This window comes from Lentzea rhizosphaerae, assembly GCF_042649515.1.
Lineage (GTDB): Bacteria > Actinomycetota > Actinomycetes > Mycobacteriales > Pseudonocardiaceae > Lentzea > Lentzea aerocolonigenes.
This window is the reverse complement of the sequence record NZ_JBHRZI010000005.1, coordinates 213,309-233,730: the sequence shown is the minus strand read 5'-3', so window position 1 is coordinate 233,730 and position 20,422 is coordinate 213,309. Positions and strand designations below refer to the sequence as shown.

At 70.5% G+C, this 20,422-nt stretch carries 8 protein-coding genes; 7 read left to right on the top strand and 1 reads right to left on the bottom strand.

The window, feature by feature from the left end; genetic code table 11:
- The first annotated feature begins 10 nt into the window (after positions 1-10).
- Positions 11-1,249 carry an MFS transporter gene (locus tag ACFOWZ_RS04190; RefSeq protein WP_382368909.1) on the top strand — a complete coding sequence of 413 codons (1,239 nt, stop codon included), beginning with the start codon at positions 11-13 and terminating at the stop codon, positions 1,247-1,249.
- Positions 1,250-1,340: 91 nt separating this feature from the next.
- Positions 1,341-1,931: a TetR/AcrR family transcriptional regulator gene (locus ACFOWZ_RS04185; RefSeq protein WP_382368906.1), complete on the top strand. Its 591-nt coding sequence runs from the start codon at positions 1,341-1,343 to the stop codon at positions 1,929-1,931.
- On the opposite strand, the gene ACFOWZ_RS04180 is transcribed toward ACFOWZ_RS04185, so the two are convergent.
- On the bottom strand, positions 1,925-2,419 hold the full coding sequence (locus ACFOWZ_RS04180) for a MerR family transcriptional regulator (RefSeq protein ID WP_382368903.1): 495 nt from the start codon (positions 2,417-2,419) through the stop codon (positions 1,925-1,927). The two genes, ACFOWZ_RS04185 and ACFOWZ_RS04180, sit on opposite strands and share 7 nt — an antisense overlap.
- 129 nt (positions 2,420-2,548) lie before the next feature.
- On the opposite strand from ACFOWZ_RS04180, the gene asnB reads away from it, so the two are divergent.
- From asnB to ACFOWZ_RS04155, 5 genes are all read left to right on the top strand, one after another.
- Positions 2,549-4,372, top strand: coding sequence for an asparagine synthase (glutamine-hydrolyzing) (gene asnB / locus ACFOWZ_RS04175; protein ID WP_382368900.1), 1,824 nt, complete (start codon positions 2,549-2,551; stop codon positions 4,370-4,372).
- Between the two features lie 197 nt (positions 4,373-4,569).
- The gene (locus ACFOWZ_RS04170) at positions 4,570-5,751 is read left to right on the top strand and encodes an FAD-dependent monooxygenase (protein ID WP_382368897.1); all 1,182 of its coding nucleotides are present in this window, start codon (positions 4,570-4,572) and stop codon (positions 5,749-5,751) included.
- Positions 5,748-6,851 carry an FAD-dependent oxidoreductase gene (locus ACFOWZ_RS04165; protein ID WP_382368894.1) on the top strand — a complete coding sequence of 368 codons (1,104 nt, stop codon included), beginning with the start codon at positions 5,748-5,750 and terminating at the stop codon, positions 6,849-6,851. The genes ACFOWZ_RS04170 and ACFOWZ_RS04165 overlap by 4 nt, the downstream gene beginning before the upstream one ends.
- Before the next feature lie 433 nt (positions 6,852-7,284).
- Complete coding sequence (locus tag ACFOWZ_RS04160) at positions 7,285-13,170, top strand: amino acid adenylation domain-containing protein (RefSeq protein ID WP_382368891.1); 5,886 nt, start codon at positions 7,285-7,287, stop codon at positions 13,168-13,170.
- A 29-nt stretch (positions 13,171-13,199) separates the two neighbouring features.
- On the top strand, positions 13,200-20,417 hold the full coding sequence (locus tag ACFOWZ_RS04155) for a type I polyketide synthase (protein ID WP_382368888.1): 7,218 nt from the start codon (positions 13,200-13,202) through the stop codon (positions 20,415-20,417).
- The last annotated feature ends 5 nt before the right edge of the window (positions 20,418-20,422 follow it).

Genomic DNA, 20,422 nt, shown 5'->3' with positions numbered 1-20,422 from the left:
TGAGCTTCGGGTGAACGGAGCATCGAGGCGGGACACGTTCCGGTTGCTCGGGATGCTGCACGCGGGCCAGTACCTGCCGATCAACTTCGTGTACATGGCGCTGGTGGTGATCCTGCGCGACCGGGGCGCGTCGCTGAGTCAGATCGCTCTCGTCAGCTCGGTCGGTCTGTTGTTCGCGGCCAAGTTCCTCTGGGCGCCGCTGCTCGACAGGTTCGGCGGGCGCAGGGGCCACTTCCGCTCGTGGCTGCTGGTGCTGCAGCCGTTGATGGCCGCGGTGCTGATCGCGTTGCTGCCGTTGGACCCCGTCGGCGACTACGGCCTGCTGATGGTCGTCGTGCTGGTGGTGGTGCAGGCCGCGGCCGTGCAGGACGTGGCGGCCGACGCGCTCGCCGTCCGTGCGCTGGAACCGCACGATCGCGGCGTGGGCAGCGGCGTGCGGTTCGCCGGGGGGTACGTCGGCAACATGCTGGGCGGCGGCGCGGTGCTGTTCGTGTACTCCCAGTGGGGCTGGCACGCGGCCGTCCTGTCGCTCGCCGTGCTCACCGCCGTCCCCCTGTGGCCGCTCGTCCGGTACCGCGAACCGGAGTACGCCGACATGGGCGAGCGTCCCGGTTTCCGCGCGGTGGTGACCGTGTTCAAGGTGCCGGGCGTCGTCCGCTGGACCCTGTTCCTGCTGCCGCTGAGCTGGATCGGTGTTGCCGGCGCATACGCGATGGTGCCGCCGATGCTCGTCGACGCGGGCTGGTCGGCTGATCGCGTCGGGCTGGTCGTGGGCATCGCCGTCAGCTCGGTCGGCGGGGTGGCAGCGCTCGGCGCGGGGTTGCTGGTCGAACGCCTCGGCCGCAGGCGCGTGCTCGCGTTGTCCTGCGGGGCACAGGGCCTGGCGCTGCTGGGGTTCAGCCCGATGGCTCTCGGCCACGCGCCGTTCCTCATGACGACCGTCGCGTTGTGCTCGTTCGGTGCCGTGTACGCCGCCGGGTCGGTTGTCATCAACGCGATCACGATGGACTTCACCCGGCCCGCGACGGCCGCGAGCGACTTCACCGTGCTGGCGAGTGTCGGCACGTTCGTGTCGCTGCTGGGAGGCGCGGTGGCCGTCGCACTGGCCGGCCAGGTGGGCTACCTGACCGTCCTGGTCGGAGCGACCGCGTCCGTCCTGGCGGCGGCTGTCGTGAACGCACGGTTGAAGGATCCCCCGGTGGTGGTGCCACAGGTGGTGCAGGACAATGTGTCGGTGGTGAGTGCCTGACCTGGTTCGGCATTCGCCACATCTCGAACCGGTGCGGCGACCGCACTGCGCATACTGGGGCGCGGCAGCATCGGTGGGCGTGAGGATGGGGATGACGACGGCGCGGAACACAGCGGACAAACGCGGCCTGCTCCTGGACGCGGCGGAACGGATCATCGTCAACAAGGAACTGTCCTCGCTGACGGTCGACGACGTGACGGTGGCCGCCGGGGTCGCGAAGGGAACGTTCTACCTGTACTTCCAGTCGAAGTCCCATCTCGTCGCCGCACTGCAGGAACGCCTGGTGGAGCGGTTGATAGCGCAGCAGGAACTCCTGCTGTCCCGGTTGCCCGAGGACGACTGGGTCGGCAGGCTGGAGATGTGGATCGTGGAGATGATCAACGCCTACATGATCAACTCTCATCTGCACGACGCGTTGTTCGCGCACGCGTCAGGCGCCAAGGACGTGCAGACCGGCGTCTCGGCGGCGAACCGTCACCTGCTGATGCTGTCGGCGTTGCTCAGTGGTGGTCGTGACGCCGGCGTTTTCTCCATCGACAGACCGAAGATCAACGCGATGCTGTTGTACGGCGCGATCCACGGCATGCTCGACTACGTCGTGCACCACGACAAGACCATCCCGCAGGACACGGTGATCGAGGAGATGTGCGAGTTCGGCCGCAAGCTGGTCGGAGCTCACTGAGGCCTGTCTCGAAGTGGCTGCCGTTCACCCCGTTCATGCCCAGCCGGCCCCGCCGAGCGCCGACCTGTTTCGGCCGTTCGTGACTGCTTCTTGCCGGGCTTGCGCGCCAGCCGGGCGTCGATGTCGTCGCGCAGGTGCGGGCACTCGGTGGCGACGTTGTCGCGGTGACAGCGCAACGCGTGCTCCAGGTACGCCTTGGCCGCGGTGAGCTGCTCGATCTGGACGCTGATCGAATCGATCCGGGCGTGCACCACCTCCTGCCAGTCCTGGTTGTCGTTGCGCTCAGCCAGCAGCGCGGCGATGTCGGACAGGCTCATCAGCCCGGTTTCCTGCAGGAACTGAATTGTCGCCAGTCTGCGCACCTCGGCGTGGTTGTAGTACCGCCGGCCGACCCTGCGGTCTCGTGGCGAGATCAAGCCCTGCTTCTCCCACCAGCGCAGCGTCGACGTCGCCACGCCCAGCTGTTCGGCGACCGCACCGATCGACATCGACTCCACCAGACCACACAAGCGCATCCGGATCCGCACGCGCAACCGTGGTGGCGCGGACGCTTGACTTGAAGTCGACTTCAACTGCAAGCCTCGTCGTGACGATTCCACGACGGGGAGGAACCGGCGATGTGCGGTATCGCGGGCTGGGTCGACTGGGAACGAGATCTCACCGATGAGCGTCCTGTGCTGGAGGCGATGACCGAAACCCTTGTCCCGCGCGGACCTGACGCGGGCGGTGTGTGGCTCTCGCCGCGGGCCGCGTTCGGCCACCGGCGGTTGAAGGTGATCGACATCGAGGGCGGCGTGCAGCCGATGCAGGCGGGCCGGGGTGGTGAGCAACCGTGCGTGGTGACCTTCAACGGAGAGATCTACAACTTCCGTGAACTGCGCAACGAGCTGCAGGGGCGGGGCCATCAGTTCCGCACCCGCTCGGACACCGAGGTGCTGCTGCACAGCTACCTCGAATGGGGTGAGAAGTGCCTGTCGAAGCTGAACGGCATGTTCGCGTTCGCTGTCTGGGACCCCAACCGGCAGGGCCTGCTGCTGGGGCGCGACCGACTGGGCGTCAAGCCGCTGTTCTACCTGCCCCACGCCGCCGGGGTGCTGTTCGGCTCCGAGCTGAAGGCGATCCTGGCCCACCCGATCGCCTCGGCCGAGGTGGACGCGGAGGGACTGGTCGAGTTGCTGTGCGTCAACCAGAGCCCCGGTCACGCGGTGTTCCGCGACATCCGCGCGCTGCGGCCAGGCCACTACGCGTGGATCGACCGGCGGGGCTGTCGTGAGCTGCGGTACTGGGGCCTGGAAAGCGGTGGTCACCCCGACGACCTGCCCGCCACCACCGAAGCGGTGCGGGAACTGCTCGAGGACGTCGTGCAGCGGCAGTTGATCGCTGACGTGCCGGTGGGCACCCTGCTCTCCGGTGGACTGGACTCCAGTGCGGTGACCGCCCTGGCCACTGCCGCGCGGAACCGGGAGGGGCGGGACCGGCTCGCCACGTACTCGATCGACTTCGAGGGCAACGAGGAGAACTTCCAGCCCATCGCGATCCGCCCGGAACAGGACAACCCGTTCGCGCGGATGGTGGCAGAGCACGTCGGCAGCGACCACACCGAATTGCTGCTGGGTACCGACGAGGTGGTCAAGGCCCGGTCCGAGGTGCTGCGGGCCCGCGACATACCTGGTCTGGCCGACACCAACGCCGCCCAGTACCTGCTGTTCCGGGAAGTCAAGATGCGCTCGACGGTGGCGCTGTCCGGCGACGGCGCGGACGAGATCTTCGGCGGCTACCGGTGGTTCTTCGACGAGCGGATGCTCAACGCTCCGACATTTCCCTGGGCCGTCTCGGTGTCCGGGTTCGAACCGGTGCTCGACCCCGAGCTGTGGCAGAAGCTGCGGCCACACGAGTACATCGCCGACCAGCACGCGCAAACCATGGCCGAGGCGCCGGCGTTGGACGGCGAGGCACCGGCCGATGCGCGGATCCGGCAGATGTTCTACGCCAACCTGACTCGGTGGCTGCCCTTGCTGCTGGACTTCGTCGACAGGATGAGCATGCGAGTCGGACTCGAGGTCCGGGTGCCGTTCTGCGATCACCGGTTGGTGGAGTACCTGTGGAACACGCCGTGGGCGTTCAAGTCGACCGAGGGGCGGGTCAAGAGCCTGTTGCGGGATGCGGTCGCCGACCTGTTGCCGACGGCGGTGCTGGACCGGAAGAAGACCTCGTTCCCGGTCAGTCAGCACCCGGCCTACGAGCAGACGCTGCGTCAGCAGATGCGGGCCGAGTTGGCCGACTCCAACTCGCCGCTGCTGCCGCTGGTGCGCAGGCAGGCTGTGCTCGACCTGCTGGAGGGGCCGCTCGGCGCGCAGGGCATGTGGCGCTCAGCGGACACGCTTTCGTTGCTGTTGCAGATCGCCGAGTGGGTGCGCACGTACAACATCCGCATCCGGTGAAACAACGCCGGCACCGTGGTCACGGGTAGCTGATGTGGACTGCCGGTAGGCCACCGGCAGTCCGCATCGGGTCAGCTGTCGAGGGACACCGCGGCTCTCATTCCTCGGTAGATGTTTCGGTGCTCCCGCGACGACTGGTCACGAAACGACCGAGATGCTCGTCCGTGTTGACATTGCCGACACGGGGGAGGGCGTTGATGAACGTTGCGGTGATCGGTGGCGGTGTGGGCGGGCTCGCCGCGTCGCTCGCCCTGCGCCAGGTGGGGGTGCGCACGACGGTGTTCGAGCGACAGCAACAGTTCCCGCGTGTCGCCGTCGGCATCGTGCTGACACCGAACGGGGTGCGCGCGCTGGACGCGTTGGGTGTCGGCGACCAGGTGCGCGAACGCGGCCACTGCCTCTCCCGTGAGGCCGCGCACCAGGTGAGCACGCTGGACGACCAGAGCCTCGGCGCGATCAGGTACGGCGAGTTCTACCAGCGCCACGGCACCCCGTTCGTCGTCATCCGGCGCGCGGACCTGCAACAGGTTCTGCTCGACGCGCACGGCCGGTCCGGGCTGCGGATGGGCGCGAAGTTGGTGGAGGTCCGCGACGGTGACCACGCGGCGACGGCCTGCTTCGCAGACGGCTCGCACGTGTCGGCGGACGCGGTGGTCGGCGCGGACGGGCTGCGTTCGGCGGTGCGTGGCCAGCTGTTCGGCGTGGAGCCGCCTCGCCACGTGGCCACGACGCTGCGCGGCATCACCCGGCGGGAGCTGCCTCCTGGCAGGACCGACGGGTTCACCGTGGTCGGCCCTGGTCTCGGCATGTTCTTCGCGCCGCTCGGCCCGGCCGAGATGTACTGGACCGCCACGATCATCTCCGCGGAGGGCTGGCCCCGCGACCCTGCGGAGTCGATGCGGCGTCTGCTGGAGCGACTGGAGCACTGGCCGTCGGTCGTGTCCGAGCTGGTGCGCGCGGTCGACCGCGAGTACCTCGTCGCGACGGACCTCGCCGACCGTCCGCCGCTCGCGGTGTGGAGCAAGGGGCGGATCACGTTGCTCGGGGACGCGGCACACGCCATGACCAACTTCCTCGGCCAGGGCGCGAACACCACGCTGGAGGACGCGGTCGTGCTGGCCAGGTGCCTTGATCGCGTGGAGTCCGACGACATCGCCGACGCGCTCACCGGCTACGAGCTGGAACGGATCGGGCGCACCACGAGGATCGTGCAGAGCTCGGCGGCGCTGGCCAGCGGTGAGTGGAGCCGGGACACCGCCGAGATCTTCAGCGACTACCTGGAGAAGGTCCTCAACGGCGAGTTCATGGACTGGGTCTACGGCTTCTCGCCGGACACCGGGCACTCCCGGCGGCGACAGGTCACGGAGGCGCGGTCGTGAGACGACACGTCGAGATCGCGGGAGCGGGGTTCGCCGGACTGACGGCGGCCATCGCACTCGCGCGGCGCGGCTGGTCCGTCCGAGTGCACGAGCGCGGCACCGAGCTGCGTGACTTCGGCGCGGGCATCTTCCTGTGGGAGAACGGTTTGCGCGTGCTCGAGTCGATCGGCTGTGCAGACCGCGTGCTGCGCCGGTCGCACGAGGCGGCCCAGTGGGAGGAACGCGACTCGCAGGGCACCCTGATGAGCACGCGGCCGTTGCCGTTGCCCGGCGGCCTGCGCATGATCACCCTGACCCGCCAGGACCTCTACGCCACCCTGCTGGACGAGGCGCGGTCGCTCGGCGTCGAGTTCCGCACCGGGTCGCACGTGGTGGAGGCGGACCCCGACGGGTTCCTCGTCGCGTCAGGCGGACGGCGGTGGCCGGCCGACCTCGTGGTGGCCGCCGACGGCATCCGCTCGACGGTGCGTGACCAACTGGGACTGCTCGACGCCCACGACGTGTTCGGCTTCGGGATGTACCGGTTCCTGGTGCCACTCGACCGCGCGCCCGGCGGCTCCGGTCAATGGCGCAACTACGTGAACTACTGGAACGTGGAGCTCCGGCGGCGGGTGCTGTACGTGCCGTGCAACTCCACGGACCTGTACCTCAACCTCGGTGCCCCCGACGGTGACGAGGACGCGATCGGCGAGCCGCTGAACGAGGAGGTGTGGCGCGCTTCGTTCCCGGTGCTCGCGGAGTTGCTGACCGGCCTGCCCGCGGCGCCCAGGTTCGACCGGTACGAGGTGCTGCGGCTGCGCAGGTGGTCGGTGGGCGCGGTGGCCGTTGTCGGTGACGCGGCACATGCCATGCCGCCGACGCTGGGCCAGGGCGCGGGCACCGCGATGATGAACGCGCTGAACCTCGCGGTCGCCGTCGACGAGGCCGACGACGTCCCGGCGGCGCTGATGTCGTGGGAAGCCCGTGAGCGGCAGGAAACCGAGCGCACCCAGGACACCTCGGTGGCCCTGCTCGCCCAGTTGGTGCCGCGGGAGGGAGAGCAGCGTTCCGAGTGGACGGAGGAGCCGCTGCGGACGGCGGCGCGCTCGCCACGCGGTTGACCTGCCGGCCCCGGGACACCTCCCTCCCGGTGGAACGCCGCCTTCGTCCCCGACGACGAGGGCGGCGTTCGCACATCGAGGTCTTCGCGCACCGCGCTGAACCCGCCTGACCGTCGAACACGGGATCCGGCGCCCCGCGAGGTCGGCGACGGCACCACAATCCATTGTGGACACTTCGGGTGTACAGGTCGAGCTCGATCACCAGGACCCGGCGGTCATCTTTGTCAGCGGCAGGGGATTCGATCCACGATCCGAGGCTGCCAGCGGTGGTGACGACGACACGTCACGGTAGTACCGGGGGATCGACCGAAGTGTCTGCCACGTGTCCCGATTGGTGTTGCTACGGAGAAGTCTTCGGCCCTGCCGCGATGACTCGCAGTCCGAGCTTTTCCAAGCTGGAGGACATCGGCCCACGGTCCCGAGGAGCAGCCGCATGACTGGTCAGGTGTTGGTGTCATCGACGGCCACGTTCGTCGACGTGGTGCGGGGGCACGCCAAGCGAGCGCCCGACGAGGTGGCGATCGAGCTCGTCGACGCCGACGGGGGCCGGGTCGCGGTGACCAGGGGGCAGCTCGACGCAAGGGCGGGTGCGGTCGCGGCGGCGTTGCGGGAGAACACCGAACCGGGTGAGCGGGTCGCGCTCGTGTGTGCCACGACGACTGACTTCATCGAGAACTTCTTCGGTGCCCTCTACGCCGGTGTGTGTGCGGTGCCGTGCCTCATGCCCGCGACGACGGCGAACTCGAACCGGCGTCGCCGGTTCCAGCGGATCGTCGCCGACGCCAGGCCGTCCGCCGTGCTGGCCGCGGCCGACGACGTGGACGTGCTGAGGTCTGCGTGGCCGGAGGACACCGAGCAGCCCGTCTGGTTGCACAGCGAGGACGTCGTCGAGAGGGAGTTCACCGGCGAACCGATCACGCCGGACGCGCTGGCGTTCCTGCAGTACACCTCGGGGTCGACGAGCGACCCGAAGGGCGTGGTGGTGAGTCATGCCAACCTGATGGCGAACCTGGCGTCGCAGCAAGGTGGGTTCGGGCTCACGCCGGACGACACGTTCGTGAACTGGATCCCGCTGTTCCACGACATGGGGCTGGTCGGTGTGCTGCTCAGTTCGCAGTTCGTGGGGTCGCGGTGCGTGATGATGCAGCCGCACGCGTTCGCGGAGAAGCCGATGCGCTGGCTGCGCGAGATCTCCGAGCAGCAGGGTCCGGTGGTCAACTTCGCCCCGAACTTCGCGTTGAGGATGTGCGTCAACCGCACGACCGAGGCCGAGCGGGCCACGCTCGACCTGTCCCGGTGGCGCCGGCTGATCATCGGTTCTGAACCGACCATCCCCCGCGTGCTGCGTGAGTTCGGTGACGCGTTCCGGGTCAGCGGGTTGCGGCCGGAGACGATGACAACGGCCTACGGGCTGGCCGAGATGACGCTCACCGCCACGACCTCCGTGGAGGGCGAACTGGATTTCCTCGAGGTGGACGCCTCCGAGTTGGAGCACGGCCGGATCACCGCCCCTGCGGGCGAGCGGATCAGGGAGCTGACCACGTGCGGCGTGCCGATGCCCGGCTGCTCGGTGGAGATCGTCGATCCGGACACCGGCGCCCGGCTGCCCGACGACCTCGTCGGTGAAGTGTGGCTCGCGGGTGACTCCGTCGCCGGCGGCTATTGGAACACCGCGAGCGAGGACACCTTCGCGGCGCGGCTGGCCGACGGGAGCGGGCCGTACCTGCGCACCGGCGACCTCGGGTTCCGGCACCGCGGGTCGCTGTACCTCACCGGCAGGAGCAAGAGCCTCGTGATCATCCGGGGCCGCAACATCTTCCCGCACGACGTGGAGGAGACGGCGGGAGCGGCGGCCGCGGAGACGATGCCAGGCCTGGCGGCCGCGTTCGCGGTGCCCGTCGAGGAAGAGGAGCGGCTCGTCGTCGTGCAGGCGGTGCGCGCCACCAGGGAGACCGACCTGGTCGCCGTCGTCGACGCCGTCCACCGGGCGGTCGTGGCCGAGTTCGAGATCGAGCCCTACGACGTCGTGCTCGTCCGGCCTGCCGGTGTGCCCCGCACCACGAGCGGGAAGATCCAGAACGTCGCCTGCCGGGAGTCCTATCTGGACGGTTCCCTGCCCGCGCTGGCGAGCCGCAGGGACACCCGCGCCGAGCAGGGCGGGTTCGGTCGAGGCACGCTGGCCGCGATGACGCCCGCGGCACGGCGTGGAGCGCTGGAGGCGTGGCTGAGGCAGCAGATCGCGATCGCCGCGCGGGTGTCGCCCTGGCAGATCGACGGTGGCGCGCCGCTGACCGGGCTCGGGGTGGACTCGTTGCGGTTGCTGGAGTTCCGCGGGACGATCGAGCGCGAGCTCGGCGTCTCGCTGACGAGCACCACTGCCGTGCTGGACGCCATCGTGGACGAGGTGCTCGCCAAGCTCGACGAGCAGGCGACCGCACCGGCCGAGGAAATCGTCCCCGACCCGGCGCACCGCTTCGACCCCTTCCCGCTGACCGACATCCAGTACGCCTACCTCGTGGGCCGCAGCGAGACGTTCGAGCTGAGCGGTGTCGCCACGCACGGCTACTTCGAGCTCGACGCCGACTCGCTCGACCTGGACCAGCTGCAGGCGGCGTGGCGCAAGGTCGTCGACCGGCACGAGATGCTGCGTGCGGTGGTGCTGCCGGACGGCACGCAGCAGGTGCTGGAGACCGTCGAGCCGTACCGGATCGTCGTGGACTCCTCCGCCGACGAGAAGTCCGCGCTGGCGGTGCGCGCGCAGATGTCGGCGGAGATGCGTCCGGCGGACGAGTGGCCGTTGTGGGAGGTGCGGGCGAGCCGCTTCGCCGACGGGCGGGTCCGGGTGCACCTCAGCTTCGACCTGCTCGTCGCCGACCTGTGGAGCCTGCGGCTGGTGATGCGGGACTGGGCGAGCTGCTACACCGAGCCCGGCCTGGAGCTGCCGGAGGTCGAGCTGTCGTTCCGCGACTGCGTGCTCGCGCAGGCACGCGCGCAGGACTCGCCGCGGGCGAGCGCCGCGCTCGAGTACTGGCGTGGCCGGATGGACACGCTGCCGGGCGCGCCGGAGCTGCCGCTCGCGGTCAGCCCGCGCGAGATCAAGCGGCCTGAGTTCGTGCGCCGGTCGAGGCGGATCTCGGTGTCGGCGTGGAACCGGGTCAAGAAGCTGGCCGCCAGTCACGGGGTCACGGCCTCCACGACGTTGCTCGCCGCGTACGCGGCGGTGATCGGGCGGTGGAGCAGGTCGCAGCACTTCACGTTGAACGTCACGCTGTTCAACCGTCCCGCGGTGCACCCGGACATCGCCGAGGTGGTGGGCGACTTCACCTCGATCGACCCGCTGGAGATCGACCTGCGCGAACCGGCGCCGTTCGCCGCTTTCGTGCAGGCCGTGCAGACCCAGCTCTGGAACGACCTCGCGCACGACGCGGTGAGCGGGGTGCGTGTGCTACGTGAGCTCGCGCAGGCACGCGGCACGGCCACGGGCGCGCTCACGCCCGTCGTGTTCACGAGCGGTGTCGGCCAGGGCGAGGACGAGTCGCTGTTCCCGATCGAGCTGGGCCGCAACGGGTACACGGTGTCCCAGACGCCCCAGGTCTACCTGGACCACCAGGCGATCGAGGACACCGGCGCGCTGACGCTCTCGTGGGACTCGGTGGACGAACTGTTCCCGGCCGGCGTGCTGGACGACATGTTCGCCACGTACTGCGCGCTGGTGGAGCGGCTCGCCGACGAGGAGTCGTGGCAGTCGTCCGGTGTGGCCCTGCCGCGGTGGCAGGAGACGTTGTTCGACGACGTCAACGCGACCGGGGGCGAGCTGCCCGACCAGCTGTTGCACGAGGCGGTGTTCACCCGCGCACTGTCCACTCCGGACGAACCGGCCGTCTGGGCCGGCCGGTGGCTGACGTTCGGCGAACTGTGCGGCCGTGCGGTGACCGTCGCGGAACGGTTGCGCGCCATGGGGGTACGGCGTGGTGCCGCGGTCGGGGTCGGCGTGCGGAAGGGCTGGCGGCAGATCGTCGCGGTGCTCGGCGTCGCGGCGGCCGGCGGGATCTACGTGCCGATGGCGCCGGACCTGCCGAGGGAACGCAGGCGCTGGCTGCAGAAGCACTCCGGCGTGTGCTGCGTCGTCACCGAGGAAGCGCACCTGGACGCCTGGTCCGGCGTCGCCACGCTCGACGTCGACGTCGACGGCTGGGAGGAGGCGGACGTCGCGGCCTGGGAGTGCCCTGCCCAGCCCGGTGACGTCGCGTACGTGATCTACACGTCGGGGTCGACCGGCACGCCGAAGGGTGTGGCGGTGACGCACAGGTCGGCGCTGAACACGTTGGCCGACGTCTGCGAACGCTTCGGCATCGGCGCGCAGGACCGTGCCCTCGGCCTGTCGTCGCTGAGCTTCGACCTGTCCGTGTTCGACGTGTTCGGCGTGCTGGGCGTGGGTGGCGCGCTGGTGCTGCCGGAACCGGAGGCGGCACGGGACCCCGGCCGGTGGCGGGAGCTGGTCGTCGAGCACGGCGTGACGGTGTGGAACTCGGTTCCCGCGCTGGCGCAGATGTTCTGCGCCCACGCGGAAGGTGAGCAGGACGTGGTCGGACTGAAGGTCGTCATGCTGTCGGGCGACTGGATCCCGGTGGACCTGCCGGAGCGCCTGCACGCCGTGGCACCGGGTGTTTCCGTGCTGAGCCTCGGCGGTGCCACGGAGGCCGCGGTGTGGTCGATCTTCTTCCCGGTCGAGGACGTGGACCCCGCCTGGGTCTCGATCCCGTACGGGAAACCGTTGCGCAACCAGAAGTTCGCGGTGGTCAACGAGCGTGGTGAGCGGAGTCCGGTGTGGGTGTCCGGTGAGCTGCTCATCGGCGGTGACGGCGTTGCGACGGGGTACTGGCGCGACGAGGAGCGCACCGCGCGGAGCTTCGTGTCCGCGCTGGACGGCGACCGCTGGTACCGCACCGGTGACCTCGGCCGGTACTGGCCGGACGGCGTGATCGAGTTCCTCGGCCGGGAGGACTTCCAGGTCAAGGTCGGCGGTTACCGGATCGAACTCGGCGAGATCGAGCACGCGCTGACGTCGCATCCCGACGTGCGGCAGGCGGTCGTGATCGCGTCCGGCGAGCGCGGCGACAAGCGGCTGGTCGCCTTCGTCACCACCGAGGAGAAGAAGGCGGAGGACGCCGGTGACGTCGAACTGGATCCGGCCCGCCGGATGGAGTTCACGCTGGCCCGCCACGGCCTGCGCCGGCTGTCCGGCCAGGCGGTGCCGCTCGTCGACGCCACGCGGCCGCGCACGAGGTCGAGCCGGCGGGCGTTCCTCGGCGAAGCCGTTCCGTTCGAACGGCTGAGCGGGCTGCTCGGCGCGCTGCGGGCCCGTGCGGGAGACCGCGCGTTGCCCGCGTACGACTACGGTTCCGCGGGCGGCCTCTACCCCGTGCAGACGTACGTGTGGGTCAAGCCGGACCGGGTCGACGGCCTGCCCGGCGGCGCGTACTACTACGACCCGGACGCGCACCGGCTGGTGCGGTGCTCAGCGGACGAGGAAGGCCCCGGCCCCGACTTCGCGGCCGCCTCCAGGTCGCTCTACGACGGTGCCGCGTTCGCGATCTTCCTGGTCGCCGACCACGCCGCGATCGAACCGCTGTACGGCAAGCTCGCCCGCGACTTCACGCTGATCGAGGCCGGGCTGGTCACGCAGCTGCTGGAGACCACGGCGACCGGCTGCGAGCTCGGGCTCTGCCAGGTCGGCGGCACGAGGCAGGACCGGATCACGGACCTGTTCGCGCTCGGTGGGACGCACGAGCTGCTGCACGTCGTGGTCGGTGGCGTCCCGGACGACCAGCCGCAGGCGGAGGGTTCGCTCGCCGAACGGCTGACCGAGCACCTGACCAGGCGCCTGCCGGGCTACATGGTGCCGTCGGTCATCCGGGTCGTCGACGCTCTCCCCTTGTCAGGGCAGGGAAAGGTCGACCGCGGTGCGCTGGCGGCGCAGAGCGTGGCGGTCGCGCGGAGCACCGCGTACGAGGCACCGGCGAACGAGCTGGAGCAGCTGGTCGTCGACATCGCACGGGACGTGCTCGGCGGCGTCGAGGTCGGCGCGCGGGACAACTTCTTCGAACTCGGCGCCAGCTCGGTCCGCGTCACGTCGATCTACCAGCGGTTGCGTGCCGAACTCAACCGGGACTTCCCGCTGCTGACCGTTTTCGAGTGCCCGAACGCACGGGCGCTCGCCCAGCGCCTCGCCGGTGCGGACGACGACCGCGCCGCCGCGCGCAAGGGCAGTGACCGCGGCAGGCGGCTGCGGGCGTCCCGCCAGCGCCGCCGCTCCTGAAAACCCCGACGCACCACGGAGGACTACCAGTGTCCACTGCAGACACGAGCACCACGGACATCGCGGTCGTCGGGATGTCGGGACGGTTTCCCGGCGCTCCGGACGTGCACCGGTTCTGGCGCAACCTGAGCGAGGGCGTCGAGTCGATCACCCCGCTCGACGCCGCAGAGCTGCTGGCGGCGGGCATCCCCGCGGACGTGCTGGGCCAGCCCGGTTTCGTCAAAGCCGGCGCGATCCTCGACGACATCGACCTGTTCGACGCGGGCTTCTTCGGCTTCACCGCACGGGAGGCGGCGCTGCTCGACCCGCAGCAGCGGATCTTCCTCGAATGCGTGTCGGAAGCGCTGGAGGACGCCGCCTGCGTGCCGGGCGAGCAGGAAGTGATCGGTGTCTACGCCGGCGCGAACCTGCCGACCTACCTGATCTCGAACCTGCTGGGCGGCGCGCGGCTCACGCCGAACGCCACGGCGTTCGAGCTGATGATCCACAACGACAAGGACTACCTGGCCACCCGCACCGCCTACAAGCTCGACCTGCACGGGCCGTGCGTCACCGTGCAGACCGCCTGCTCGACGTCGCTGGTCGCGGTGCACCTGGCGTGTCAGGCGTTGCTGAACGAGGAGTGCGATGTCGCGGTCGCGGGCGGAGTCTCCGTCCGGGTGCCGCAGCACACCGGGTACGTGCACGAGGAAGGTCTCGTCTTCTCCCGGGACGGGCACTGCCGCCCGTTCGACGCGGAGGCGAGCGGCACGGTGTTCGGCAGCGGCGCCGGCGTGGTCGTGCTCAAGCGCCTCGAGGACGCGTTGCGCGACGGCGACCACGTCGAAGCCGTCGTGAAGGCCTCCGCCACCAACAACGACGGTTCCCGCAAGGTCGGTTACACCGCACCGAGCATCGACGGGCAGACCAGCGTGATCGCCACCGCGCTCGAGGTCGGCGGGCTGGACGCGTCGACCATCAGCGCGGTCGAGGCGCACGGCACCGGCACGCTGATCGGTGACCCCATCGAGGTCACCGCGCTCACCAGGGCGTTCCGCGAGCACACCGCGGAGTCCGGGTACTGCGCGCTCGGCTCGGTCAAGTCGAACGTCGGCCACCTCGACACCGCGGCGGGCATCACCGGGCTCATCAAGGCGATCCTGCAGCTCAAGCACGAACAACTGGTCCCGAGCCTGCACTTCAACCGCCCGAACCCGCAGATCGACTTCGACCGCACCCCGTTCCAGGTCAACACGAGCCTGGTCCCGTGGAAGCCGAACGGCACCCCGCGCCGGATCGGCGTGAGCTCGTTCGGCATCGGCGGCACGAACGCCCACGTGATCCTGGAGGAGGCGCCGAGGACGGCCACCGAAGCCGGCCCTGCTGAGCGCGAGCAGGTCGTGCTGCTCTCCGCCGCCACGCCCGCCGCCCTCGACGACGCGACCGCCCGGCTGGCCGAACACGTCGGCGCACAACCGGAACTCGACCTGGCCGACATCGCCGCCACCCTGCAGACCGGACGTGCGCACCGCCGCTACCGGCGTTCCGTCGTGTGCACCGACCTCGCCGAGCTGCCGGGACTCCTGGAGGGTGAGGTGCCCGATCGGGTGTCCACCTGGGACAGTCGTGCCGAGGAGCCCGGTCTGGTGCTGCTGTTCCCCGGTCAGGGCACCCAGTACCCCGGCATGGGACGCGGCCTGTACGAGACCGAGGAGCTCTACCGCGCCACCGTCGACAGCTGCCTGGAGCTGCTGCGGCCGTTGCTGGACAGGGACTTGGCGGAGCTGCTGTTCGACGGCGACCCCGCCACGCTCACCGACACCCGGTACGCCCAGCCCGCGCTCTTCGTCACGGAGTACGCGCTGGCGGTGCAGCTGGAGGCGTGGGGAGTCCGGCCCGAGGGCATGGTCGGGCACAGTGTCGGCGAGCTGGTCGCCGCGTGCCTGGCCGGTGTGTTCACCCTGCCCGAGGCGCTGAAAGCGGTCGTGACCAGGGCACGGCTGATGGCCGAGCAGCCGCCGGGAGCGATGCTGTCGGTCGCGGCGAGCGAGGCCGTGGTGCGGCCGATGCTGTCCGGGAGTCTCGCCGTGGCGGCGGTCAACGCCGACGAGCTGATCGTCGTCTCCGGTCCGAGCGACGAGGTCACCGCGTTCGGGGAGGCCCTGGCCGGGCAGGACATCACCGCGCGTCCGCTGCGGACGTCGCACGCGTTCCACTCGCCGATGATGGACCCGGTGGTCGAGCCGTTCACCGAACACCTGCGCTCGATCACGCTGCGGCCGCCCACACGGCGCTTCACGTCCAACGTCACCGGCACCTGGATCACCGACGAGCAGGCGACCGACCCGGCCTACTGGGCGCGGCAGATCCGTGCGGGAGTGAGGTTCGCCGACTGCGTGCGTGTCGCGACCGCGGGCGGGCCGTTCGTGATCGCCGAGGCCGGCCCCGGTCACGCGCTGGGCACGCTGGCGAGGCAGAGCCTGCCGCCGCGCAGCGCGGTGTTCGCCACGATGCGGACCGCCACCGACGAGCGGGCCGACGGCGTGGTGCTGCGGGAAGCGCTGGGCAGGATGTGGGGTGCGGGCATCGGGGTCGACTGGACCGCGCTGCACCGCGGCGAGCGGCGCAGGATCTCGTTGCCCACCTACCCGTTCCAGCGCAGGCGCCACTGGGTCGAGCGGTCCGACGGCGGCGGTGGTGTCGTCGCGCACGTCGAGATCACGCCGGACGTCGACGCGAACGACGAGCGGTCGCTGCTGCTGGCCGACTACGTGGCGCCCCGCGACGAGCGGGAACGCCTCGTCGCCGGGGTGTGGGAGGAGTTCTTCGGCATCAGCCCGATCGGTGTGCACGACAGCTTCTTCGAGCTCGGCGGCCACTCACTGCTCGCGTCCCGCGTCGTGACCAGGCTGCGCGAGCTCGGCGTCGAGGTCACGCTGCAACAGCTGCTCGCGGCACCCACCATCGCGGGCGTCGCCGCGTGCGACGGACAGTCCACATCGGACGCCCTGCCGGTCGTCACGCCCGATCCCGAGCACCGGTTCGAGCCGTTCCCGTTGCTGGAGATCCAGCAGGCGCAGTGGATCGGGCGGTTCGGCAGCTTCGAGATGGGTGAGGTCGCCGCGCACGTCTACCTCGAGTACGAGAGCGACTCGCTCGACCTCGAACGGCTGGAGGCCGCGTGGCGCAAGGTGGTCGACCGGCACGAGATGTTGCGCGCGGTCGTGCTGCCCGACGGGCGCCAGCGCGTGCTCGAAACCGTTGAGCCGTACCGCATCGAGGTCGACGACCTCGGTCCGGAGGCGGTGCGCGAGCGGATGGCCGCGCAGATGCACACCGTCGACCAGTGGCCGCTGTGGGAGGTGCGGGCGACCCGCGGCGCCGGCGGCCTGCGGGTGCACGTGAGCTTCGACCTGATCGGAGCCGACGTCGCGAGCTTCTTCTTCCAGGTGCAGCGGGACTGGCAGCGGTTCTACGAGAACCTGGACTGGAACCCCGCGCCGCTCGGCCTGTCGTTCCGCGACTACGTGCTCGCCGAGTCCGCGATGCGCGAGACCGCCCTCTACGAGCGATCTCTGGAGTACTGGCGGGAGCGCGTGCAGACGCTGCCGCCCGCACCGGAGCTGCCGGCGCTCAGCGCACCGTCCGGGCCCGCCGAGTTCTCCCGCAGGCACGCCAGGATCGACGTCGAGCGGTGGAACCGGGTCAAGCAGATCGCCGCGGCGCACGGTGTCACGCCGACCAGCGTGCTCGTGGCCGCCTACGCGGCCGTGGTCGGGCGGTGGAGCAAGTCGCAGCACTTCACGCTGAACCTCACCGCGGTCAACAGGCTGCCGTTCCACCCCGAGGTCGACGAGCTGGTCGGCGAGTTCGCGTCGTTCAACCTGCTGGAGGTCGACCTGCGCGAGGCGCCGGTGTTCGCCGACGTCGTCGTGCAGGTGCAGCAGCGCAGCTGGCAGGACCTGGAGCACCGGCACGTCAGCGGCGTCCGGGTGCTGCGCGAGCTGGCGCGGGTGCGTGGCTCGGCGACCGGCGCGCTGATGCCTGTCGTGTTCACCAGCGCGTTGATGCAGGACCCCGGCACGAGCGGCGGTCCGTTCGCGTGGCTGGGCACCCAGCAGCACGTGATCTCGCAGACCCCGCAGGTTTCGCTCGACCACTTCGTGATGGAGGTCGACGGCGCGCTCGACCTGTCGTGGCACGCGGCGGACGAGCTGTTCCCCGCCGGCGTCCTGGACGACATGTTCGACACCTACCTCGCGCTCGTCGAAAGCCTGGTCGAGGAGGACGCGTGGCAGGCCGTGGGAGTCACTCTGCCCGCGTGGCAGGAGGAGGTGTTCAGCGACGCCAACGCGACCGAGGGCGAGCTGCTGGACATGCTGCTGCACGAGGCGGTCTTCGCCCGTGCGCTGTCCGTTCCGGACGTTGAGGCGGTCTGGTCGGACGGCACGTGGCTGACGTTCGGTGAGCTGTGCGGCCGGGCGGTGCGGCTCGCCGAGTCGTTGCGCGAGAACGGGGTCGGCCGCGGCACGCCAGTCGGCATCGGCGTGCAGAAGGGCTGGCGGCAGACGGTCGCCGTGCTCGGCGTGCTGGCGGCCGGCGGGATCTACGTGCCGATCGCCCCCGACCTGCCGGAGGAACGCAGGCAGTGGCTCGTCGAGCACTCCGGGGTTGCGTGCGTGGTGAGCGAGATCGACGAGAGTGCTGACTGGCGCTCGGCCGACCTCGCGGGCTGGGAGTGCCTGGCCCAGCCGGACGACGTCGCCTACGTGATCTACACGTCCGGGTCGACGGGCGTGCCCAAGGGCGTGGCGGTCACGCACCGGTCGGCGTTCAACACCCTGGCGGACGTGTGCACCCGGTTCGGTGTCGGTGCGGGAGACCGGGTCCTCGGCCTGTCGTCGCTGAGCTTCGACCTGTCGGTGTTCGACGTCTTCGGCGTGCTCGGTGCCGGTGGCGCGCTCGTGCTGCCGGAGCCGGACGCCGGGCGCGACCCCGGCCGGTGGTGGGAGCTCGTGACCGAGCACCAGGTGACGGTGTGGAACACCGTGCCCGCACTGGCCCAGATGCTCGCCGAGCACGCCGAGGGCCGGCCGGACCAGCTGCCGTTGCGGGTGATGCTGCTCTCCGGCGACTGGCTGCCGGTGAGCCTGCCGGACCGGGTGCGGGCGTTCGCGCCCGGCTGCGCGGTGGTGAGCCTGGGCGGTGCGACCGAGGCCGCGGTGTGGTCGATCTTCCACGCGATCGAGGAGGTCGACCCCGCCCGGGTGTCGATCCCGTACGGAAAACCGTTGCGCAACCAGGCCTTCATGGTGGTGAACGAGCTCGACGAGCACTGCCCGGTGTGGGTTCCGGGCGAGCTGCTCATCGGTGGAGCCGGTGTCGCACAGGGATATTGGCGCGACGAGGAACGCACGGCGCGGAGCTTCACCGACGGCTGGTACCGGACCGGTGACCTCGGCCGGTACTGGCCGGACGGGGTGATCGAGTTCCTCGGCCGGGAGGACTTCCAGGTCAAGATCGGTGGCTACCGGATCGAGCTGGGCGAGATCGAGCACGCGTTGCTGGACCACCCGCAGGTCGCGCAGGCCGTCGTCACGGCGGCAGGAGACCGGGGCCATCGGCGGCTGGTCGCCTACGTCGTACCGGACGGCGGGCTCGACCACGACGGGCTGCGGGCCCACCTGGCCGACCGGCTGCCGTCCTACATGGTGCCGTCGCAGTTCGTCGTGCTCGACCGGTTCCCGTTGAGCAGCAACGGAAAGGTGGACCGGGCGGCGCTACCGGACCCGGCAGCCGACCGGGCGCACGACGGTGAGGAGGTCGTCGACGACCGGCTGCGGGCGCTCGTGAACCAGCTGATCGCGATCGTCGCCGACGTGCTCTCCCGGCCGGACGTCGGCCCGCACGACAACTTCTTCGACCTCGGCGGCGACTCGATCCTCGGCATCCAGGCGGTGACCCGCGCGAACGCTCTCGGGCTTCCGGTGACACCGCAGCAGTTGTTCGAGCACCAGACGGTGGCGCAGCTCGCGGGTGCGCTGGTGCGGTCCGGCATCACGCCGGTGACGCTGGAGGCCGCCCCGCTCACGCCGTACCAACGCGCGCTGCTCGCCGATCAGGCCGAGTGGATCGTGCTGGACGCGTCCGAGCACTTCGACGTGGCCGTGGCGGAGGAGGCGTTGGCCGAGCTGGTGGCGCGGCATCCCGTGCTGCGGCTGGTGGTCGACGCCGACGCCGGCGAGCAGCGGGTGCCTGCCGAGCCGGGGGAGGAGCCGTACATCGCGGACATCGATCTCTCCGCACTGCCCGGTGACGAGCGGGCCGGGCTGATGAGCCAGATGGTCGGCGAGATCGCGAGCGAGCTCGACCCCGCGGTCGGCGAGATGGTCAAACTCGCGGTGTTCGGGCTCGGCGACGGGCAGCGCAAGCTGGTCTGGGTCGCACACCGGCTGGTGGTCGACGACCGGTCGTGGCAGATCCTGCTGGGCGAGTTCGCCTCGGCGTACGACCAGCTGGCACGGCAGGAGCCGGTGCGCTGGTCGGAGCCGGCGGGGCCGTACAGCGCGTGGGCGAGCGGTGTCTCGTTGCCCGCGATCACCACGGGCACCGGCGCGTCGCGGGACCGGACGGCGCACCAGGCGGTGCCGGCGGACTGGCGAGAAGACGCCTTCGGCGCGTTCCACGTGTCGCTGACCGAGACCGTCGCCGCGGCACTGCTCATGGCGGTGGACGGACGGGTCGTCGTCGCGAAGAGCGCCGAGCGGGTCCAGGGCGCCGCCGACCTGAGCACCACGGTCGGCCGGTTCACCACGCTGATCCCGTTGCCGCAGCTGGAACCGGGAGCGGCCGTGCCCGATGTGATCAACGCCGTGAAGGACGGTTTCCGCACCACGAGCTGTACCGAGGTGGAGCTGTCCGAGCAGGACGTCCTGTTGCACGAGGTGCCCGCTGACTGGCGGCTGGCGGGCCCGGCCCGCTTGCCGGCGGACTTCGCGGGACCGGAGCACCGCGGCGGCGCACCGGCCGGGCCGCGGCTGGAGATCGGCGCCGCCGTCGTCGACGGCGTGCTGCGGATCCGCTGGCGGCACCGGGAGGAGCACGACCCCGCAGAACTGGGCAGCCGGTTCGAGGAGGCGATCGAGCGCATCGTCGCGCACTCCCGTGCGGCCGAGACCGGTTCCTACCGCACGTCCGACTTCCCGTTGGCCGGGCTCGACGAGGAAGGCCTCAGCTCCTTCCTCGCCCGCTTCGGCGACTCCGACTGAGAGGC